We start from the raw sequence: 17,120 nt of genomic DNA, 5'->3' as shown, positions 1-17,120 counted from the left end.
GCGCGCGGGGTGAGGGCCGCGGCGGCGGCGCGGTCAGCTGCTCTCTCGGCTCTCTCGGCGGTCAAGGTATCCCTCCAGCAACGCGGTGAGTTCGTCGTCGAGGTCGTCCGCGGTCACGGGGCCGAGCATGGTCGGAGCGGACAGCAGGAACGACTGGGCCACCAGCAGCACGGCTCTGGCCCTGCGCGGATCGCCGAAGCCCCGCTCCAGCACCTCCAGCACGGCCTCGTGGGTCGCCCCACGCCGGTCGAGCAGGTAGGGGAGGAGCAGCTCGGGGTCCGCCTCCACGATCTTGCGCCACAAGGGGTGCGCGCGCAGCCCTCTGACACCGGCGACGACCGCGCGGACCGGATCGGACATGTCCAGCTCCGCGATCACCCGCACCCACTCCCTGGTCATCACGTCGGCGACCAGCGTGCGCACGTCGGGCCAGCGGCGGTAGAGCGTCATCCGTGACACCCCGGCCCTGCGCGCCACGTCCGTGAGGGTCGTCCTGCGCACCCCGTAGGCCAGCACGCAGTCGCGGGCGGCGTCCAGCACCCCGTCGTTGTGACGAATCGACGTCATGTGTCACAGTGTACCCATGCCTGGAGAACCCATGTCGTGGTCGGGATGGGGCGATCCCGCCCGCGCCCGGGAGCTGCCCGAGCAGATCCGCACGCTCCTGCACGACCTGCTCGGCGTGCGCGCGCCCGCCGTCCCCGCCGCCGCGCTGGAGGCGGTGCGGGTCCCGCCGGTCGCCCTGCCGGGGCCGCTGGTCGAGGCGCTGGCCGGGGTGGCCGGCGCCGAGCACGTCCTGACCACGCACGAGGCCCGCGTGCGGCACACGCGCGGAAAGTCCACCCCCGACCTGTTGCGGATGCGCGCGGGCGACGGCTCCGACGCGCCCGACGCCGTGGTGCTGCCCGGCTCGCACGAGGAGGTGGCCGAGCTGCTGCGGCTGTGCTCGGCCGAGCGGATCGCGGTCGTGCCCTTCGGCGGCGGCACCTCGGTCGTGGGCGGGCTCGCGGCCGCCCGCGCCGGATTCGCCGGAGTCGTCGCGCTCGACCTGGCCAGGCTCGACCGGCTGCGGTCGGTCGACACGGAGTCGATGGTGGCCGAGTTCGAGCCGGGCGTGCGGGCCGCCGAGGCCGAGCGGCTGCTCGCCGAGCGCGGGCTGACGCTCGGGCACTTCCCCCAGTCCTTCGAGTACGCCACGCTCGGCGGCTTCGCGGCCGCCCGATCCAGCGGCCAGGCCTCCGCCGGATACGGGCGCTTCGACGACATGGTGATGGGCCTCACCCTCGCCACCCCGGCGGGCACCCTGGACGTCGGCCGCGCCCCCAGATCGGCGGCAGGGCCCGACCTGCGGCAACTCGTCCTCGGCTCGGAAGGCGCTTTCGGCGTCATCACGTCGCTGCGCCTGCGGGTGCGCCGCGCGCCCGCCGAGCGCCGCTACGAGGGGTGGCGGTTCGCGTCGTTCGCGGCCGGCTCCGCCGCCGTGCGGGCGCTGGCGCAGGAGGGGCTCATGCCGGCCGTGCTGCGGCTGTCCGACGAGACCGAGACCATGGTCGGCCTGGCCGAGCCGGACGCCATCGGCTCGGGCGGCTCCGGCTGCCTGCTGATCGCGGGTCACGAGGGCGCCGCGGAGTCCGGGCGGCGGCAGGCCGTCTCCGCCGTGCTGGCGCGGCTGGGCGGCGAACCGCTCGGCGCGGGTCCCGGCGAGGCGTGGGAGCGCGGCCGGTTCTCGGCGCCGTATCTGCGCGACTCGCTGCTCGCGGCCGGCGCCACCGTCGAGACGCTGGAGACGGCCGGGTTCTGGGCGAACCTGCCGCGCCTCTACGACGCGGTGCGGCTCGCGCTGCTCGGGGCGCTCGGCTCGCCGCTCGTCATGTGTCACGTCTCCCACGCGTACGAGACCGGCGCCTCGCTGTACTTCACCGTCGTGACCCCGCAGGACGACGACCCGGTCGCCCAGTGGGAGCGGGCCAAGACGGAGGTGAACGCGGCCATCGTCGAGGCGGGCGGCACCATCACGCACCACCACGGGGTCGGCCGCGACCATCGCGACGCGTACGCGGCCGAGCTGGGTCCGGTCGGTGTGAGCGTCCTGGACGCGGTCAAGAGCCGGCTGGATCCCGCGGGCATCCTCAACCCCGGCGTGCTCGTCCCGCCGGTCGAACCGGCGTGACGTGCCCTTCGGGCCGCGGCGCCGGTCCCGGCCGCGCACGCCGGGGCGGGCACCGGCGGTGGCGTCAGTCGGGCCGGAGGAGCCGGTCGGCCTCGGCCACGAGCGCCGCGGCCTCGCTGTAGCGGTGGAGGGCCTCCAGCACGGCGGCGAGCCGGTACAGCGAAGCCACCAGCGGGGCGCCGCCCGCCGAACGGGTGAGCGCCACCGCCTCCTCGGCCAGCGGCAGCGCCTCCGCGGGCCGCCCGCGCCGGAGCAGCAGCCTCGCTCCCGCGACCAGGCAGCGGGCCAGCAGGCCCGAATATTCCTCCGGCGACTCCCCGAACAGAACCCGGCTCCTGGCGATGGCTTCGCTCATGCTCTTGAACGCCGACCGACCCCACCGGGGGTGAGTCTGGGCATAAGCCAGTAAACCCTCAATGGCGTCCACTTCGGATGTGCCTCTGCGGGTCGCGTCATCAGGGCCGTTACGGGTCATGGGAGCCTCCCCTCGGCGGTCCCAACCGCTTGCTTGGGGGGTGAGGGTACACCATGGTGCACCCTCCGCGTCCCTGTCTGCACGGAGCGTTCAGGATGCGTGATCGGTAGATCGCGGTAGAAATGTGGTCATGGTGGATGTCGCGGCCGAACGCGCAAAGCAACTTTCCTCGCGGGTGTCGGAGGCGGGCGCCGGATGGGCGTGCCCGCAGGTGGGGACGTTCTCGCAGCTCAGACCGGACAGGCGGGGTTTCAGCTGGCTCAATCCGCGGACGTTGTGGCGCTCGCGTAACGAGGTGCTCGCGGGGCTGTTCGGCGATCCGTCCGGGCAGGTGCGGGCGCGGTGGGTGGCGGGTCAGGAAGCGCGCGGGATTGATCCGGAATTTCGTATCAAGGCACCTGTAGCGGGGAATTTCAGTTTTCTGCTGCTCGGTGATACGGGGGAGGGAGATGCTTCTCAGTACGCCGTTGTTCCGGGGATGTTAAAACTCGGGCAGGGCACGTCGTTCGCGGTCATCGCGAGCGATGTGGTCTATCCGACAGGATCGGGCAACGAGTACGACGACAAGTTCTTCCGTCCGTACAAGGACTATGACGCCCCTATTTACGCCATCCCCGGCAACCACGACTGGTACGACGGACTCGGCGGGTTCATGCGGGTCTTCTGCGACGCCGAGCTCAAGCCGAAACCCGACCGCGGGATCCGCGGACTGCTGTGGCGCAAGCCGGAGCCGATCGACGAGGAACGGCTGGCCGAGGCGCGGCAGCTCAGGGGCAGGCCGGCCCAGCAGGCGACGCAGCCGGGGCCGTACTGGGCGATCGAGAGCGACCACCTGCTCATCGTCGGCGTCGACACCGGCATCAGGAACAACATCGACAAGGGGCAGACGGCGTGGTTGCGGCGGGTCTCGGCAGACCCCCGGCCCAAGATCCTCGTGACGGGCAAGCCCATCTACACCGCCAACGCCTACAAGCCGTCACCGCTGGAGGAAGGCGGCACGATCGACGACATCGTGCGCGACCCCGCACACCGGTACGTCGCGGTCATCGGCGGCGACGTGCACAACTACCAGCGCTATCCGGTCAAGGTGGGGGACCGGGTGATCCAGTACGTCGTGTCAGGGGGCGGCGGCGCGTTCATGCACGCGACGCACACCATCGAGCGGGTCGACGTGGCCGGCGTGCACGAGGACGACTTCAGGTGCTACCCGCTGCGCGGCGACTCGCTGTCGTTCTACAGCCAGCTCTACGCCACCAGGCTGCGGATGAAGTGGCTCTACCTCACGCCCGCGGAGGCCGCGTGCGTCATGTCGGAGCACGTCAAGAACCGGCCGGTCAGGACACCGGAGGGCACCGTCGCGATCACCCGCAGGATGCGGTGGGCGGCGCGGCTGCTCGGGGCCTGGCCGTGGCCGTTCAGGCTGCCCGTCGACAAGGTGTTCCACCGCTACCTGTCCGAGCTGTCCGACTGGGACACCCCGCCCTTCTTCAAGCAGCTGATGCACGTCACGGTCACGCCCGGCGAGCTGACCCTGCGCTGCTTCGCCGCCACCGGGTGCCTGGGGCAGGAGCTGGATCCGCCGCTGGAGGACGAGGTGCGCATCAGCCTCGCGTGAGCCGTTCCCGGCCCGTTCCCGGCTTTGTCGGAGGCGTTTGGCACTCTTGACCACGTGCATGTCGTGGTCGCGGGAGAGACGCTGCTCCCGGTCGGTGGCTCCCCTCGCCGTCCCGCCGATCTGGCGCGGGCCGTCGCCGAGCTCGAGGCGGCCGAGCGCCCGCGCTGGGTCTGGGCCGACGCCAGGGAGGACTACACGCCCCTGGTGGCGGCCGGTGTGCGGGTCGCGCGCTGCCATGACATCGCGCTCACCGAAGGGCTGCTGCTGGCGCACGAGGGCCGCCACGGCGAGGCCCGATCCGCCAGGGCCGCGCACGCCAGGCTCCACGGGCTGGCGGTGCCCGATGACGAGCCGAGCGCGCCCGGCACGCTCTTCGCGCCCGAGCCGCTCGGAGCGGAGGCGGTGGCGGAGGTGCTGGCCGGCCAGCTCGGGCGCGTCGCGGCGCTGCCCGAGCCAGGAAGGTTCCGGCTGCTGGTCGCCGCGGAGTCCGCGGGGGCGCTCATCGCGGCCGAGATGGCGCACGACGGCATGCCCTGGCGCGCGGACGTGCACGACGAGCTGCTGACCGAGCTGCTCGGCCCGCGGCCCGTGCACGGCATGCGGCCGGCCAAGCTGCAGGCACTGGCCTCTGAGGTGGCGGCGGCGTTCGGCCATCCGGTCAACCCCGACTCGGTGCAGCAACTGGTCAGGGCGTTCAAGGGCGCCGGGGTGACGCTCAAGACGACCAGGTCGTGGGAGCTGAAACGCGTCGACCACCCCGCCGTGGCGCCGCTGCTGGCCTACAAGGAGCTGGCCAGGCTGTTCAGCGCCCACGGGTGGGCGTGGGCCGACCAGTGGGTGCGCGACGGCCGCTTCCGCCCGGAATACGTGGTGGGCGGGGTGGTCTCCGGGCGGTGGGCCACCAGCGGCGGTGGGGCGCTGCAGATCCCCAAGGTGATGCGGCGGGTGGTGGTGGCCGACGAGGGGTGGAGCCTGATCGTCGCCGATGCGGCCCAGCTGGAGCCGCGGGTGCTGGCGGCGATGGCCGGTGACGGAGGGCTGGCCAGGGCGGCGGGGGAGATCGACCTCTACGCGGCGCTGGCGCAGTCGTTCGGTGGCGAGCGGGCCAACGCCAAGATCGCGATGCTGTCGGCCATGTACGGCGGCACCAGCGGCGACGCGTCCAAGCTGCTGACGGTGATGCGGCAGCGCTTCCCCAAGGCCTACCAGTTCGTCGAGGACGCGGCGAAGGCGGGCGAGGAGGGGCGGCTCGTGCGCTCCTGGCTCGGGCGCACCTGCCCGCCCCCGTCGGCGCGGTGGAAGGAGCTGGTGTCGGGGCCCGAGGGCGGGCGGGCGGCCAGGGACCGAGGGCGGTTCACGCGTAACTTCGTGGTGCAGGGCACGGCCGCCGAGTGGGCGCTGGCGCTGATGGCGGTGCTGCGAGGGCTGCTGCCCGAGCCGGCCCGGCTGGTGTTCTTCCAGCACGACGAGGTGATGGTGCACTGCCCGCTGGAGCAGGCCGACGAGGTGATGGCGGCGGTGTCCGCGGCGGCGGCCGAGGCGAGCAGGCTGCTGTTCGGGCAGACGCCGGTGCGCTTCCCCATGGAGGCCGTGGCGGTCACCTCCTACGCCGACGCCAAATAGACAACCGCACGGCACCGCCGATCTCCCGCGCGGGGCGGCTGTCCCCGCACTGCCGGCCCGGCCTACGGGATCGTCAATCCGGCGTCGGGCCGGCGGCGGTCCGCCTCGCCGTTTCGGCGATGCTCTGGAGCGCGTCCAGGTGGCCGGCGAGAGCCTGGCGACCTTCGGGGGAGAGGGAGAGCCAGGTGCGGGGACGCTTGCCGACATAGCCCTTGCGCACCTTGACATAGCCGGCGTCCTGGAGGGCGGAGACGATCCGGCTGACACTGGCGTCGGAGATCCGGGCGTAGTCACGGACCGCAGCGAACTCGGCCTCCAGGCACCCCGACAGGAAGGCCATGACAGCCAGCCGCGTGGGGTGCTGGATCGACTCGTCCAGCGCCGGCGGCGGATCGTGTTCGGCTCTCATGGCCGGGCCTCGCCTTCTTCCCGGACGGTGACCGCCCAGAGCGCCGCACCGCCCAGTACGGCGGAGGCAAGAGCGCCTCCGGCCTGTCCGAACGGGATGGCCGACAGCCAGCCGAAGCCGAACGCGGCGGCCGGGATCAGCTGGCGCAGCACCCGCTGTCCGATCGTGCCGCCGGGCATGGTGATGACCCCTCCACGACTGACCACCGCCGCGTGCACGCCCAGGAACGCCAGCATGGCGAGCAGGCCGGCGGCCAGGAACGGAACCTGATCGGTCCACGGGCCGAGCAGCAGCCCGAATGCGGCGGCGAACAGCAACCCGCGCGCCGGTGCGTACCAGGCGGGAGCCGCAGGTCGGGCGCGGGCTGCTCCCATCGCGTCCCGGGCGAGGCGCAGCGCGTCGCGAGTGGTGTCGACCGCGGGCGGGTGCCGCCTTTGCGGCGCTAGCCCGTGGGGGTGCGGCGCCAGACGGTGACGAGCCAGCAGCCGGCCAGGGCGACCATGACGCCGACGACCAGGCCGAGCATGCCGTAGCCGAGCATCCCCACGATCGCCCCGGCGACGATCGTGCCCGTGGCGCCGCAGACGTTCATGAGCAGGTCCGACAGGCCCTGCACGGCGGGGCGGCGGGGGAGCGGGACGGACTCCGTGACCAGGGCGGAGCCCGACACCAGGCCGCACGACCAGCCCAGTCCGAGCAGCACCAGCGCCGCCGTCACCTGCCACACCCGGTGCCCAGCCGTGCCCGCCAGCGTGGCCGCGCACAGCAGCAGGGCCATGCCGAGCACCAGCACCGGCAGCTTGCCCGCCCTGTCGGCCAGCCAGCCGACGACCGGCGACAGCACGTACATGCCGGCGATGTGCAGGCTGATGACGAGGCCGATGACGTCCAGGTTGGAGCCGTCGTGGTGGAGCTTGACCGGGGTCATCGACATGACCGACACCATCGCGGTGTGGCTGATCGCGATCATGATCAGCGCCGTGCGGGCCATCGGGGTCGTACGCAGCGTCTCCCAGGCTGTCCTGATGGTCCGGTTGCGGCCGGGCGCGGGCTTGTCCTGCGTGTCGTCCAGCAGGCCGCGCGCCAGCTTGAGCGGGTCGGGCCGGAGCAACCCGAGGATGATGAGCAGGGCCAGGGCGAACGCCAGCGCGGCGAACGCGAACGGCCCCGCCTTCGCCGCCATCCCCAGCCGCATGCCGATCTCGTCGGCGGGCTCGGCCAGGTTCGGACCGGCCACGGAGCCGATGGTGGAGGCCCAGACGACCAGCGACAGGTGCCGGGCGGAGCGGCCCTTCGGGGAAAGGTCGGTGGCGGAGTAGCGCGCCGCCAGGCTGCCGGCGCTGCCGCCGCCCACCAGCACCAGCCCCACCAGCAGCAGCGGCCACGAGCCCAGGGTGATGGCGGCCACGGAGATCGCGCAGCCGGCCAGGGCCGCCAGATAGGCGAGCGACAGGCCGGCACGCCGCCCGCCGCTGCCCGATGCCCTGGCCGTGGGCAGGGCCAGCAGTGCCGCGCCGGCCACGGTGGCCGTGCCGGCGAAGCCGCTGATCACCGTGGATCCCGACAGCTCGTCCACGACCACCGAGCTGAGCGCCAGCCCGACCGCCACGCCCACGCCGCCCACGATCTGCGTCGCGGAGAGAACGGCCAGGGTGCGACGCTGAATGCTCGGGATCCGGTCAGAGGGCAGCGTCGCGGGCTGGATGGGGGCACTGGTCACCAGTGAAGTCTGACATAACCCCCCAACACCGCCACAAAGACGACAGAATTCTTATTTCCGCGATATTCAGAGGATCGTGACGGCATCGCCCACAACGATGCGTCCGGGCCCGTCAGGGATCAGATTGATCCCGAACCAGACCTTGCCGTCCCACTTGCGGTGCCTGGCCAGCGTCCTGAGGGGCTCCTTGCCCTTGGTGTACGTGGCGGTGTCGATCGTGGTCAGCACGCAGCGGTCGCAGCCCTTGGTGACCCGGAAGCCGACGTTCCCGATGCGCAGCCGCTTCCACCCGTCCTCGGCGAAGGGGGTGTCGACCCCGTCGATCACCACGTTCGGCCGGAACCGGCGCATGGGCAGCGGCGCGGGCGGCTCCTCGCCGTGTTCGAGCGCCGTCTCCGCGATCCAGTCGTTGAGCTGGGCGAGCGAGGCGCTGGTGGTGAGCAGCAGGGGATAGCCGTCGGCCAGGCTCACGCGGTCCTCCGGGCGCCCGTACGCCGGATTGACCGGGCGGCGGGTCGGGTCGTCGAGCCACTTGAGCCGGACGGGCTGCCCGGCGAGCTCCGACAACCACCGCGCCGCGTCGTCGCCGCAGTCGGTGAGCTCCACCGGGGTGCGTCCCACCTTCACCGTGGACATCGTGGTGGCCGGGACGACCGGCAGCGGGGCGGCGTGCGGGCCGGTCAGCGTGAGGGTGTCGCCGTCGAGCTCGGCCACGCAGGCCAGCAGCGCCGGCTCCTCGCGCGCGGTGAGGAGGTCGCCGTTGCGGTCGGTGACGAGATAGCGCCGGTCGCCTGCCAGACCATACGGCTGCACCTCAGCCTCATCGACGTCATGACCGGTGGTCGATTTGATGGGATAAAAGCGGATGTTCCCCAGCTTCATACGGCAGACCGTATCTCACTGATCGGCGCGGCCTGCGGGGACGCGCTCCTGCGGTGCTGGTACGCGGCCAGCGCGACCGCGCCGAGCGCGGCCACCCCGATGGCGGCGCCGATCCAGGCGACGGACGGGTAGCCGAATCCCGCGCCGATGGACAGCCCGCCCAGCCAGGGGCCCACGGTGATGCCGACGTTGAAGGAGGAGACGTTCATCGCGGCGGTCAGCGTGGGAGCGGCCTTGGCGAGGGCGAAGGGGCGGGCGTTCAGCGCCGGGTTGGTGCCGAATCCGAACGCGCCGAGCAGGAAGACCAGCACGATGGCGAGGACGGGCACGGCCGCGGACGCGGCCAGCGCGGCGGAGGTCGCGATGAGGCCCGTGACCCCGGTGAACAGGACGAGGAACGGCCGCGCGTCGGCGGTCCTGCCGCCGATCGTGATGCCGATCAGCGCGCCGACCCCGTACAGGGCCAGGACGGCGGGAATCCAGGCGGGCGCCAGGCCCGTGGTGCCCGTCAGCAGGACGCTCAGGTAGCTGAAGGAGGCCAGCAGGGCCGCCGTGGTCAGCGCGATCGTGCCGTAGGCGAGCCAGAGCGGCGGGTTCAGCATGGCGCGCAGCTCATCCTGCACGCGGGGCCGAGCCCCGGCCTCGGGACGGCCGCCGGGGATGGTGGCGAACACGCCCACCGCGGCGAGCGCCGACAGCCCGGCCACCGCCCAGAACGCGGCCCGCCAGCCGAGATGCTGGCCGATGACGGTGCCCGAGGACAAGCCGATGATGGTGGCGACCGTCAGCCCGCCCGCCAGGATGCTCATCGCCCTGCCGCGGGCGTTCGCGGGCACGAGGCCGATCGCGGTGCTCGCCGCCACGGCCCAGAAACCGGCGTACACGAAGGCGCCGGCCACGCGGGTGGCGAACACGACGGCGTAGTCGGCCGTCATCGCGCCAACGACGTGCGTGAGGGCGAAGACCAGCATGAACGTCAGCAGCGCCGTACGGGGTGGCCAGCGCAGCGTGGCGATGGCCAGCACGGGAGCGCCGACCAGCATCCCGATGGCGAACGCCGAGATCAGCAGCCCCGCCTCGGGGACGGACACGTGCAGGTCGCGGGCCATCTCCGGGAGCAGCCCGGCCAGCATGAGCTCCGACGTGCCCTGCGCGAATATCGACAGGCCCAGTATGTAGACCGCCAGGGGCATGGCGATTCCTCCAATTTAGAATGATCAGTACAAAATTAGGGCGCGAAAAAGTCAGAACGCGTCCAGCGCGGTTCGTGCGACGGACGCGAGGGTCTCGCGGCCGGCGCCCCCGCAGGCGGCCACGCGCAGGCCGCTGACCGTGGCGACGACGAAGTGTGCCAGGGCGAGCGCGTCCTTGCCCGCGTCGATCTCGCCCCGGGAGATGCCGGCCTCGATCGCCCCGCGGATCATCCGCACCCGCTTGTCGTAGTCCAGCCGCAGCAACTCGGCGACCGCCGGGTCGTGACGGGCCATCTCGACCTGCGAGTTGACCACCAGGCAGCCGGCCGGCTCCTCGGGATCGGGCTCGACCGCCCACCCCAGCACGGTGCCGACCTTCTCCCTGGCGGGCAGGTCGGACTCCATCAGCTCGGCGAGCCTGGCGTTGCGCCCGTCCATGTAGTGGCGCAGCGCCTTCTGGAACAGATCGCGTTTGCTCGCGAAGGTGTTGTAGATGCTGCTGCGCCCGAGACCGGTGGCCGCGCACAGGGCCTGCGTCGAGGTGTTCTCGTAGCCCGCGCCCCAGAACGCGCGCATGGCCGCCTCGACCGCACGGTCCTCCTCGAACGTCCTCGGTCGCGCCATGCCCGGCACGCTACCAGTTTTGGAACGGCCAGTGCAATATCCGGGGGTTCACGGTGAGACCCGCCGTCGCGCCGAGGTCAGGTGCTTCGCCGGAACGTGTCGAGGAACACCTTGCGCGTGCCGGCCTGGTCGTCCCACTTCAGCTCGGGCAGGTCGAACGTGATCATGAACCCGGTCGTGTCGTCGATCGTGACGTATCGGGTCAGCGCGTGCATGGGGACCCCGTTGGCGGTGGTGTAGGTGTACTCCCAGTCGGTGGCCTTCCATCCCCGGTAGGACACGGCACGCAACTGCACCTGGATGTAGCTCTCCCTGCCGCCCTCGGACTCCTCCCTGCTCAGCCGGGACAACCCGCCGTCGGCCTGCGGCGTCACCCGCTCCACCACGATCCGCATGCCGGAGTCCTCCGGCCCGTCGAACGTGGTCCTGCCGTCGGCCTTCGCCGGCTTCCAGCCCTCCGGCACGCCGGCCGCGAACCCGGCGGCGGTGTGCTCCTCGTAGCCCTCCGGCACCGGGGACGGCTCGCCCCCCGCGGCCGGAGCGCTCGTCGTGGCGGTGGGGGACGCGGTCGCGGCGGTGACCGCGGCCGGCTCCTGCGATGATCCGCCGGACAGGACGATCATCACGGCGCCCGCGACGACGGCCACCGCCACGATCGCGCTGATGAACGTGAGCGGCGTCGGCCGGCCGTCGCGTATCCACGCGCCGCCGCCGTCGTCCTCGCTCCTGCGCCTGCTCGTGCCGGTGCGCGGGGAGGGGCCGGGCAGCGTGGCCAGGCGGCTGCGGCCGATGTCGTGCGACAGGCCGCGTGACTGCTCGTGCAGGTCGGCGGGGGAGGCCAGCGGCCACGGGGTGGCGCCGGACGTACGGCTGTCGGACGTCAGCGGCAGGATCGGCCGGGGCCGCGGTCCTGAGGACGCGTCCATGCCGTCGGCGGAGTCGTCCACGGACGGGTACGTCCCGAAGGGGTCCGGTCCGCCGGGCGAGGACGCGCCACTCTGTGCAGGCGGGCCACCGAGCGAGGAAGGGCCGCCGGGCGCGTGCGAGCCGTCGAGCGAGGGCGGGGCGCCGATCACGGGGAAGCCGCCTGAGGACGAGGGCCCGCCCAGCGGGGAAGAAGGGTCGAGCGAGGGCGGGGCGCCGGCCACGGGGAAGCCGCCCGAGGACGAAGGGCCGCCCAGGGAAGGGCCGCCGTCAGGTGAAAGCGGGCCGCCGGGTGAGGGCGGGCCGCTGCCCGGCCGCTGTGCCCCCGACGGGCCGCCGAACGCCTCGAACCCCTGCGCCGGCGGTAACCGGTCGGTGTTGTGGCTGCCCGACGGGCTCGTCATCCCGTCATAGGGCATCGAGTAGCCGCCCGACGGGCTGCTCATCGGGTCGTACGGCACGCGCACCGGCCCCGAGGGCGTCTCCACGATCCGCGACGGCATCGGCCCCGAGGGGTGTTCCAGCGGCGGCAGCAGCACGGCCGGCGTCGGGTCGGCCTGGCTGGGCAGCGTTCCAGGCGGGGTCCCCGGCAGCGTCCCAGGCGGGGTCTCCTGCGGGCGCGGCCTGGCGGAGCCGTGCGCGCCCAGCACCGTCTCCAGCATCTCGATGACCTGGGCGGAGGTCAGCCGTTCCGCCGGGCTCTTGCGCAGCAGGCCCTCGATCACCGGCATCAGCGCCCCGGCCCGCTGCGGCCTGATCGGGTCCTGGGTGAGGACCGCGCCGAGCACGGCGATCGGGTCGGGCCCTTCGTACGGCGGCCGCCCCTCGACGGCGGCGTACAGCGTGGCCCCGAACGACCACAGGTCGGCCGCGTGCGTGATCGGCTGGCCGGACAGGCGCTCCGGCGGGATGTACGCGGGCGACCCCATGAGCAGCCCGGTCTGCGTGATCGTCACGTCGCCCTCGATGGCCGCGATGCCGAAGTCGGTCAGCACCACCCGGTCCGAGGTCAGCAGGACGTTGCCGGGCTTGATGTCGCGGTGCATGATGCCGGCGGCGTGGGCGTGCCGGATCGCGTCGAGCACCCTGATGCCGATCTCGGCCGCCTGGATCACCGGCAGCGGCCCGCTCTGGCGTACGGCCTGCTCCAGGGACCACGCGCGGACCAGTTCCATCACGATCCAGGGGCGGCCGTCCTCCTCGACGACGTCGTGCACGGTCACGATGCCGGGGTGCGTCAGCCGCGCGGCCGACCTGGCCTCGCGCAGCATGCGCCGGTGCGCCACCTGCTTGCCCGCGTGGTCGAGGCCGTACGGCAGGATCAGCTCCTTGACCGCGACGTCCCGGTCGAGCAGGACGTCGTGGGCCTGCCACACCATGCCCATGCCGCCCCTGCCGACCGGCGACATCAGCCGGTAGCGCCGGCCGATCAGGCGGCCCTGGCTCTGCGGGGTGCCGCTCGGGGGGCCTCCCTCCGCGCCGGGGCCGCTGAGCAAGCGGTCGGCTGCCATGTTCCCGCCCCCATCTCGCCTCATCCGTCACGTGCGTTCTCACGCTACTTGCAGATTGCCACTGAGAAATCCGCCTGACGGCTGCCGCAATGGGCTTTGACCAGGTGCGGCGACAGGGCCGCGGCGGTTTTCTTGCTGGCCTGAGGTTCGTTACGATATCGGCGCTATAACCGCAAGGGAAGCTGACATTGCTTGACAATAGTGCTGACGTGCGGCTATTTCACTTTTCAAATGGGTCACTTGCCGAGCGTGCCAACGCCAGCAACGCGCCGGCGAACGCCTCGGCGGGCGGCCTGACCAGGCCCGCGCCGACCTGCCCCGTGCCGGCCACGCGTCCCGCGATGCCGGTGTTGACGACGGGCAGCAACCCCGTCCTGGCCACCAGGGCGACGTCGATGCCGGCGGGAGTGCCGCGGAAACCGAGGCCCGGGATCTGGTAGGCGGGATGCTCGGCCAGCGTGATCTCGTACATCGAACGGGTGGCCCTGACGGCGTCGGAGACCTCGCCGCCGACGAAACGCACGATGGCGGGGGAGGCCGCCATCGCGAAGCCGCCCAGGCCGGAGGTCTCCGTGATGGTGGAGTCGCCGATGTCCGGGTTGGCGTCGCCAGGGCCGTACGCGCCGAGATAGAGCCCGTCGGGCACGCCGGCCGGGCCGGTGAACCAGCGTCCGCCCAGCCCCGAGACCTGCACGCCGAAGTCGGTGCCGTTGCGCGCCATCGCGACCACCAGCGACGAACCCGGCACGTCGCGGGCCGCGTCCGTGCTGACCTTGGCCGCGGCCATGCCGGCGTTGAGGAAGAAGTGGTCGTTGCCGTTGATGAAGCGCAGCACCTGCGCGGCGGCCCCGGGGGCGGCCTCGACCACGGCGGGCGCCAGCTCGCGCAGCAGCAGCGAGGTGGCGGCGCGGTTGCGGTTGTGCAGCTCGTCGCCCATCTGCAGCGCCTGCGCGATCAGCGAACGCAGGTCGATCGGCCCGGTGCGCTCCAGCGCCGCGGCCAGGGCGGGGCCGAGCACCCCGTCCATCCAGCGCAGCCGCTCCAGCACCTCCGGCCCGTACGCGCCGTAGCGGAGCACCTTGCCCAGGCCCTCGTTGAGCGAGCAGTAGGCGGTGCCGCCGTGCTCCTCGTCGCGCACCTCGAACACCCACATGGACGGGCTCACCACGCCCGCCATCGGGCCCACGGTGGCGTGCTCGTGGCACGGGCGCAGCGTGACGCCGCCCTCGGCGAGCGTGCGCCCGGCCTCGTGCTCGTCGCCCGCCAGGCCCTCCAGCAGCATCGCGCCGATGAGGGCGCCGCGCATCGGGCCGGACGCGCGCTCCCACGTGATGGGCGGGCCCGCGTGCAGGAACGTCCCCTCCGCCAGCAGCTCCGAGGCGCGCCGCACGCCCACCAGGTGCGGGCGGGCGGAGGTCAGCCGGCTGACGGCCAGCTCGTTGGCGGCCTGCCTGCGCGGGTCGGCGAGGACTCTGGCCAGCGCCTCGGCCGTGCCGGGCAGCGGCGGCCGCCACGCCACGGGGACCGTCGGCACGGCCTGGGCCCTGAGCGCGTCGTCGAGCAGGCCGGCGCCGACGGTGACGACGCGGGGCGGTGCGGAGAGCAGGGTCACAGCAGGCTCCTGGCGTGCTGGGGGGCCTGGGCGTCGGAGGTGAACGGGGTCACAGCAGGCTCCTGGCGTGCCGGGCGGCCTGGGCGTTGGAGGTGAACACGGCCGCGCCCGCCTCGCGGAAGGCGGTGGCCTGGCGGTGCAGGTCCTGGGGGTCGCCCTCCGTGCCGATGAGGGCGATGACGACGGTGGCGGGGGCGCGGGCGACGGCGTGCGCGAGCGAGGCGGCCGGATCGGGGTCGGCGCCGTGGCCGAGCACGACGTCCATGAGCACCACGTCGGTGTCCTCGGTGCAGGCGAGCGCCTCGACGCGGAGCGCCGGGTCGATCATGGGGTGGGCGCGTCCCCTGGTGTAGGCGTCGTCGCCGTAGTCGACGATGTCGCCGGAGCCGGCGACCATCGCGGCCTCCGCGCTGAGCGTGCCGCCGGCGTAGACGCCCTTGATCGCCTTGCCGGCCGGGCGGCCGCCCGGCCACGACGGCCAGGACGGCCACTCGGGTACGGGCCTGCCGAGCGCGCGCAGCACCTGCTCCGTCGCCTCCGTGAGGTCGGGCGCGCCCTCCTGGAGCATCGCGCGTACGACCGGCGTGCGCAGCCGGCCCACCGACTCCTCCACGGCCCGGGCCACCTCCGGCGACGGCGGCTTGGAGATGAGCACGATCAGCTCGGTGGCCGGGTCGTCGTCCAGCATGCGCAGGGCCCGCAGCGCCGACAGGCCGCCCACCTCGGCCGACAGGTCCCTGCCGCCCACGCCGAGCACGTGGCTGACGCCCGTGCCCGCCCAGTCGAGCAGGGACGTCACCTGCTGCGCGCCGGTGCCCGAGGCCGCCACCACGCCCACGGGGCCGGGGCGCAGGACGTTCGCGAAGCCCAGGCCGACGCCGCCGATCACCGCCGTGCCGCAGTCGGGGCCCATCACGAGGACGTCCCTGGTCTCCGCCCGCTCCTTCAGCAGGCGTTCCTGCCACACGGGCACGCCGTCGCTGAAGATCATGACGGGCAGGCCCGCCTCGACGGCGTCCAGTGCCTCGGCGAAGGCGTGCTCCCCGGGCGTGGAGACGAGAACCAGGTCAGCCGGGTTCCGCGCGGCCGAGCGGGTGGTCAGCGGCGGCTGGTGCTCCGGCGCCGGATCCGTTCGCTGGAAGGTGGTCAGCTGCCGGTCGGCCTCCTCGACGGCGGCCTCGGTGTCGCTCGCGCGTACGGCGATCAGCAGGTCGCCCGGATCGGTCTCCGGGACCGTGAACCCCAGCTCGCGCAGGATGGAGACGTTGAGATCGGTGGCCATGGCGACCATGGCGGCCCTGACACCCGGCATGTCGGACAGTGCCCGGCTGACCCGCATGAGCGTCACCGAGTCGTGATAAGTCCCCCGCCGTACCAGCACCATCTCGCTCACAGCGTCACTCACGGGCTTGCTCACTGGCTTGCTCACTGGCTCACTCACTGCTCCGGTTCCTGGTCGGCCAGGGCGAGGACCGCGTTCACCCCGATGGCGACGCCCTGCGCCAGATCGGCCCCCGAGGTGTGGCCGAGCCGGTGCAGCCGGCGCAGCGCGGGATCGAGCGCCTGCGTGCCGGCGATGCCGCGCAGCACCCCGATCACCTCGGGGCTGGCCGCGCCCCTGGCCGCGCAGTGCAGCAGCGTGGCCGAGATGGGCGTCGTCCGCGTACGGGCGTCGAAGGTGACCGTCGCGCCGAGCCAGCCGGCCAGCCAGACCGCCCGATCCACGCCGGCCGCCGCGCCCACGTGCCGCAGAGTCACCAGCAGCCCGGCCAGAACGTCGTCGCCGCTCGGCGTGAGCCCCGGCCCCAGCCCCACCAGCTGCTCGGCCGCCGTCACCGCCCCCAGCAGCCAGCCCTTGGCGCATCCGCCCGCCAGCATGTCGACCGCGGCGTTGCCGGCCAGGCCCGGCTCGGGCGGGTCGGTCAGGCGGGCGGCGGCGCGCACGAGGCTCGCCCGGTCGACCGTGCCCAGCGGCGGCGAGGGATCCCACCAGCGCCGGACGGTCAGGTTGAGCGGGCCCAGCTCGATCGAACGGTCGCCCACCGAAGCGTCGTCACCCACCGTGACCTTCGGGAGCGGGCCGGACAGCAACACGGAGTTGGGCAGGCGGATCGCCTCGCCGGTGATGACCGCGATCACCGAAGGCTCAAGATCGGTCCTGACCTCCAGGTAGATCCCGCTGGGAAACGCGGCGAGCACGCGCGCCGGGCGGCGGGACGACTCCAGGACGGGACGTACCGCCGTGCTGGCCGCTCCCGTGACGTGGACGCGGGTACGTCTCGCGTGAGTGCTGACCGTCACCAGACCTCCCAACCGACCCTGGTCCTGACCGTAGAACGGGCCGGGAACCCTCCGTACGGGT

At 73.0% G+C, this 17,120-nt stretch carries 15 protein-coding genes; 3 read left to right on the top strand and 12 right to left on the bottom strand.

What is annotated here, in order from left to right; genetic code table 11:
- Positions 1-33: 33 nt before the first annotated feature.
- Positions 34-567 (bottom strand): helix-turn-helix domain-containing protein, encoded by a 534-nt coding sequence (locus ABGB14_RS15495; RefSeq protein WP_347644327.1) that lies wholly within the window; start codon positions 565-567, stop codon positions 34-36.
- A 31-nt stretch (positions 568-598) separates the two neighbouring features.
- On the opposite strand from ABGB14_RS15495, the gene ABGB14_RS15490 reads away from it, so the two are divergent.
- Positions 599-2,170, top strand: coding sequence for an FAD-binding oxidoreductase (locus tag ABGB14_RS15490; protein ID WP_347644357.1), 1,572 nt, complete (start codon positions 599-601; stop codon positions 2,168-2,170).
- A gap of 64 nt (positions 2,171-2,234) precedes the next feature.
- Here ABGB14_RS15490 and ABGB14_RS15485 read toward each other — a convergent pair whose 3' ends face one another.
- On the bottom strand, positions 2,235-2,525 hold the full coding sequence (locus ABGB14_RS15485) for a tetratricopeptide repeat protein (protein ID WP_347644326.1): 291 nt from the start codon (positions 2,523-2,525) through the stop codon (positions 2,235-2,237).
- A gap of 295 nt (positions 2,526-2,820) precedes the next feature.
- Between ABGB14_RS15485 and ABGB14_RS15480 the strand changes: the two genes are divergently transcribed.
- Positions 2,821-4,260 (top strand): metallophosphoesterase, encoded by a 1,440-nt coding sequence (locus ABGB14_RS15480; protein ID WP_347644356.1) that lies wholly within the window; start codon positions 2,821-2,823, stop codon positions 4,258-4,260.
- 63 nt (positions 4,261-4,323) lie between these two features.
- The gene (locus ABGB14_RS15475; RefSeq protein WP_347644355.1) at positions 4,324-5,883 is read left to right on the top strand and encodes a bifunctional 3'-5' exonuclease/DNA polymerase; all 1,560 of its coding nucleotides are present in this window, start codon (positions 4,324-4,326) and stop codon (positions 5,881-5,883) included.
- 73 nt (positions 5,884-5,956) lie between these two features.
- Here the strand turns inward: ABGB14_RS15475 and ABGB14_RS15470 are convergent, their stop codons facing one another.
- The 10 genes from ABGB14_RS15470 to ABGB14_RS15425 all read right to left on the bottom strand — a co-directional run bounded on the left by ABGB14_RS15470 (position 5,957) and on the right by ABGB14_RS15425 (position 17,059).
- Positions 5,957-6,292, bottom strand: coding sequence for a transcriptional regulator (locus tag ABGB14_RS15470; RefSeq protein WP_347644325.1), 336 nt, complete (start codon positions 6,290-6,292; stop codon positions 5,957-5,959).
- Positions 6,289-6,666: a hypothetical protein gene (locus tag ABGB14_RS15465; protein ID WP_347644323.1), complete on the bottom strand. Its 378-nt coding sequence runs from the start codon at positions 6,664-6,666 to the stop codon at positions 6,289-6,291. Before ABGB14_RS15465 ends, ABGB14_RS15470 begins: the two co-directional genes overlap by 4 nt.
- Positions 6,667-6,734: 68 nt before the next feature.
- Positions 6,735-8,012, bottom strand: coding sequence for an MFS transporter (locus ABGB14_RS15460; protein WP_347644321.1), 1,278 nt, complete (start codon positions 8,010-8,012; stop codon positions 6,735-6,737).
- A gap of 66 nt (positions 8,013-8,078) precedes the next feature.
- Positions 8,079-8,894, bottom strand: coding sequence for an MOSC N-terminal beta barrel domain-containing protein (locus ABGB14_RS15455; RefSeq protein WP_347644320.1), 816 nt, complete (start codon positions 8,892-8,894; stop codon positions 8,079-8,081).
- Entirely contained in the window at positions 8,891-10,087 is a 1,197-nt protein-coding gene (locus tag ABGB14_RS15450; protein ID WP_347644319.1) for a Cmx/CmrA family chloramphenicol efflux MFS transporter, read from the bottom strand. Before ABGB14_RS15450 ends, ABGB14_RS15455 begins: the two co-directional genes overlap by 4 nt.
- Before the next feature lie 51 nt (positions 10,088-10,138).
- Positions 10,139-10,711 carry a TetR/AcrR family transcriptional regulator gene (locus tag ABGB14_RS15445; RefSeq protein WP_347644318.1) on the bottom strand — a complete coding sequence of 191 codons (573 nt, stop codon included), beginning with the start codon at positions 10,709-10,711 and terminating at the stop codon, positions 10,139-10,141.
- A gap of 77 nt (positions 10,712-10,788) precedes the next feature.
- A complete protein-coding gene (locus ABGB14_RS15440) occupies positions 10,789-13,146 on the bottom strand; it encodes a protein kinase (RefSeq protein ID WP_347644317.1) in 2,358 nt (785 codons plus the stop codon).
- Positions 13,147-13,366: 220 nt separating this feature from the next.
- Positions 13,367-14,758, bottom strand: coding sequence for a DUF1116 domain-containing protein (locus ABGB14_RS15435; RefSeq protein ID WP_347644316.1), 1,392 nt, complete (start codon positions 14,756-14,758; stop codon positions 13,367-13,369).
- Positions 14,759-14,807: 49 nt separating this feature from the next.
- Positions 14,808-16,163, bottom strand: a complete 1,356-nt coding sequence (locus ABGB14_RS15430; protein WP_347644315.1) for an FdrA family protein — start codon at positions 16,161-16,163, stop codon at positions 14,808-14,810.
- A 32-nt stretch (positions 16,164-16,195) separates the two neighbouring features.
- Positions 16,196-17,059, bottom strand: a complete 864-nt coding sequence (locus ABGB14_RS15425) for a DUF2877 domain-containing protein (protein WP_347644313.1) — start codon at positions 17,057-17,059, stop codon at positions 16,196-16,198.
- Between the last annotated feature and the right edge of the window lie 61 nt (positions 17,060-17,120).

It is taken from the genome of Nonomuraea sp. B10E15 (assembly GCF_039871615.1).
In the GTDB taxonomy this organism is placed as follows: Bacteria; Actinomycetota; Actinomycetes; order Streptosporangiales; family Streptosporangiaceae; genus Nonomuraea.
This window is presented reverse-complemented; position numbering and strand designations above follow the sequence as displayed.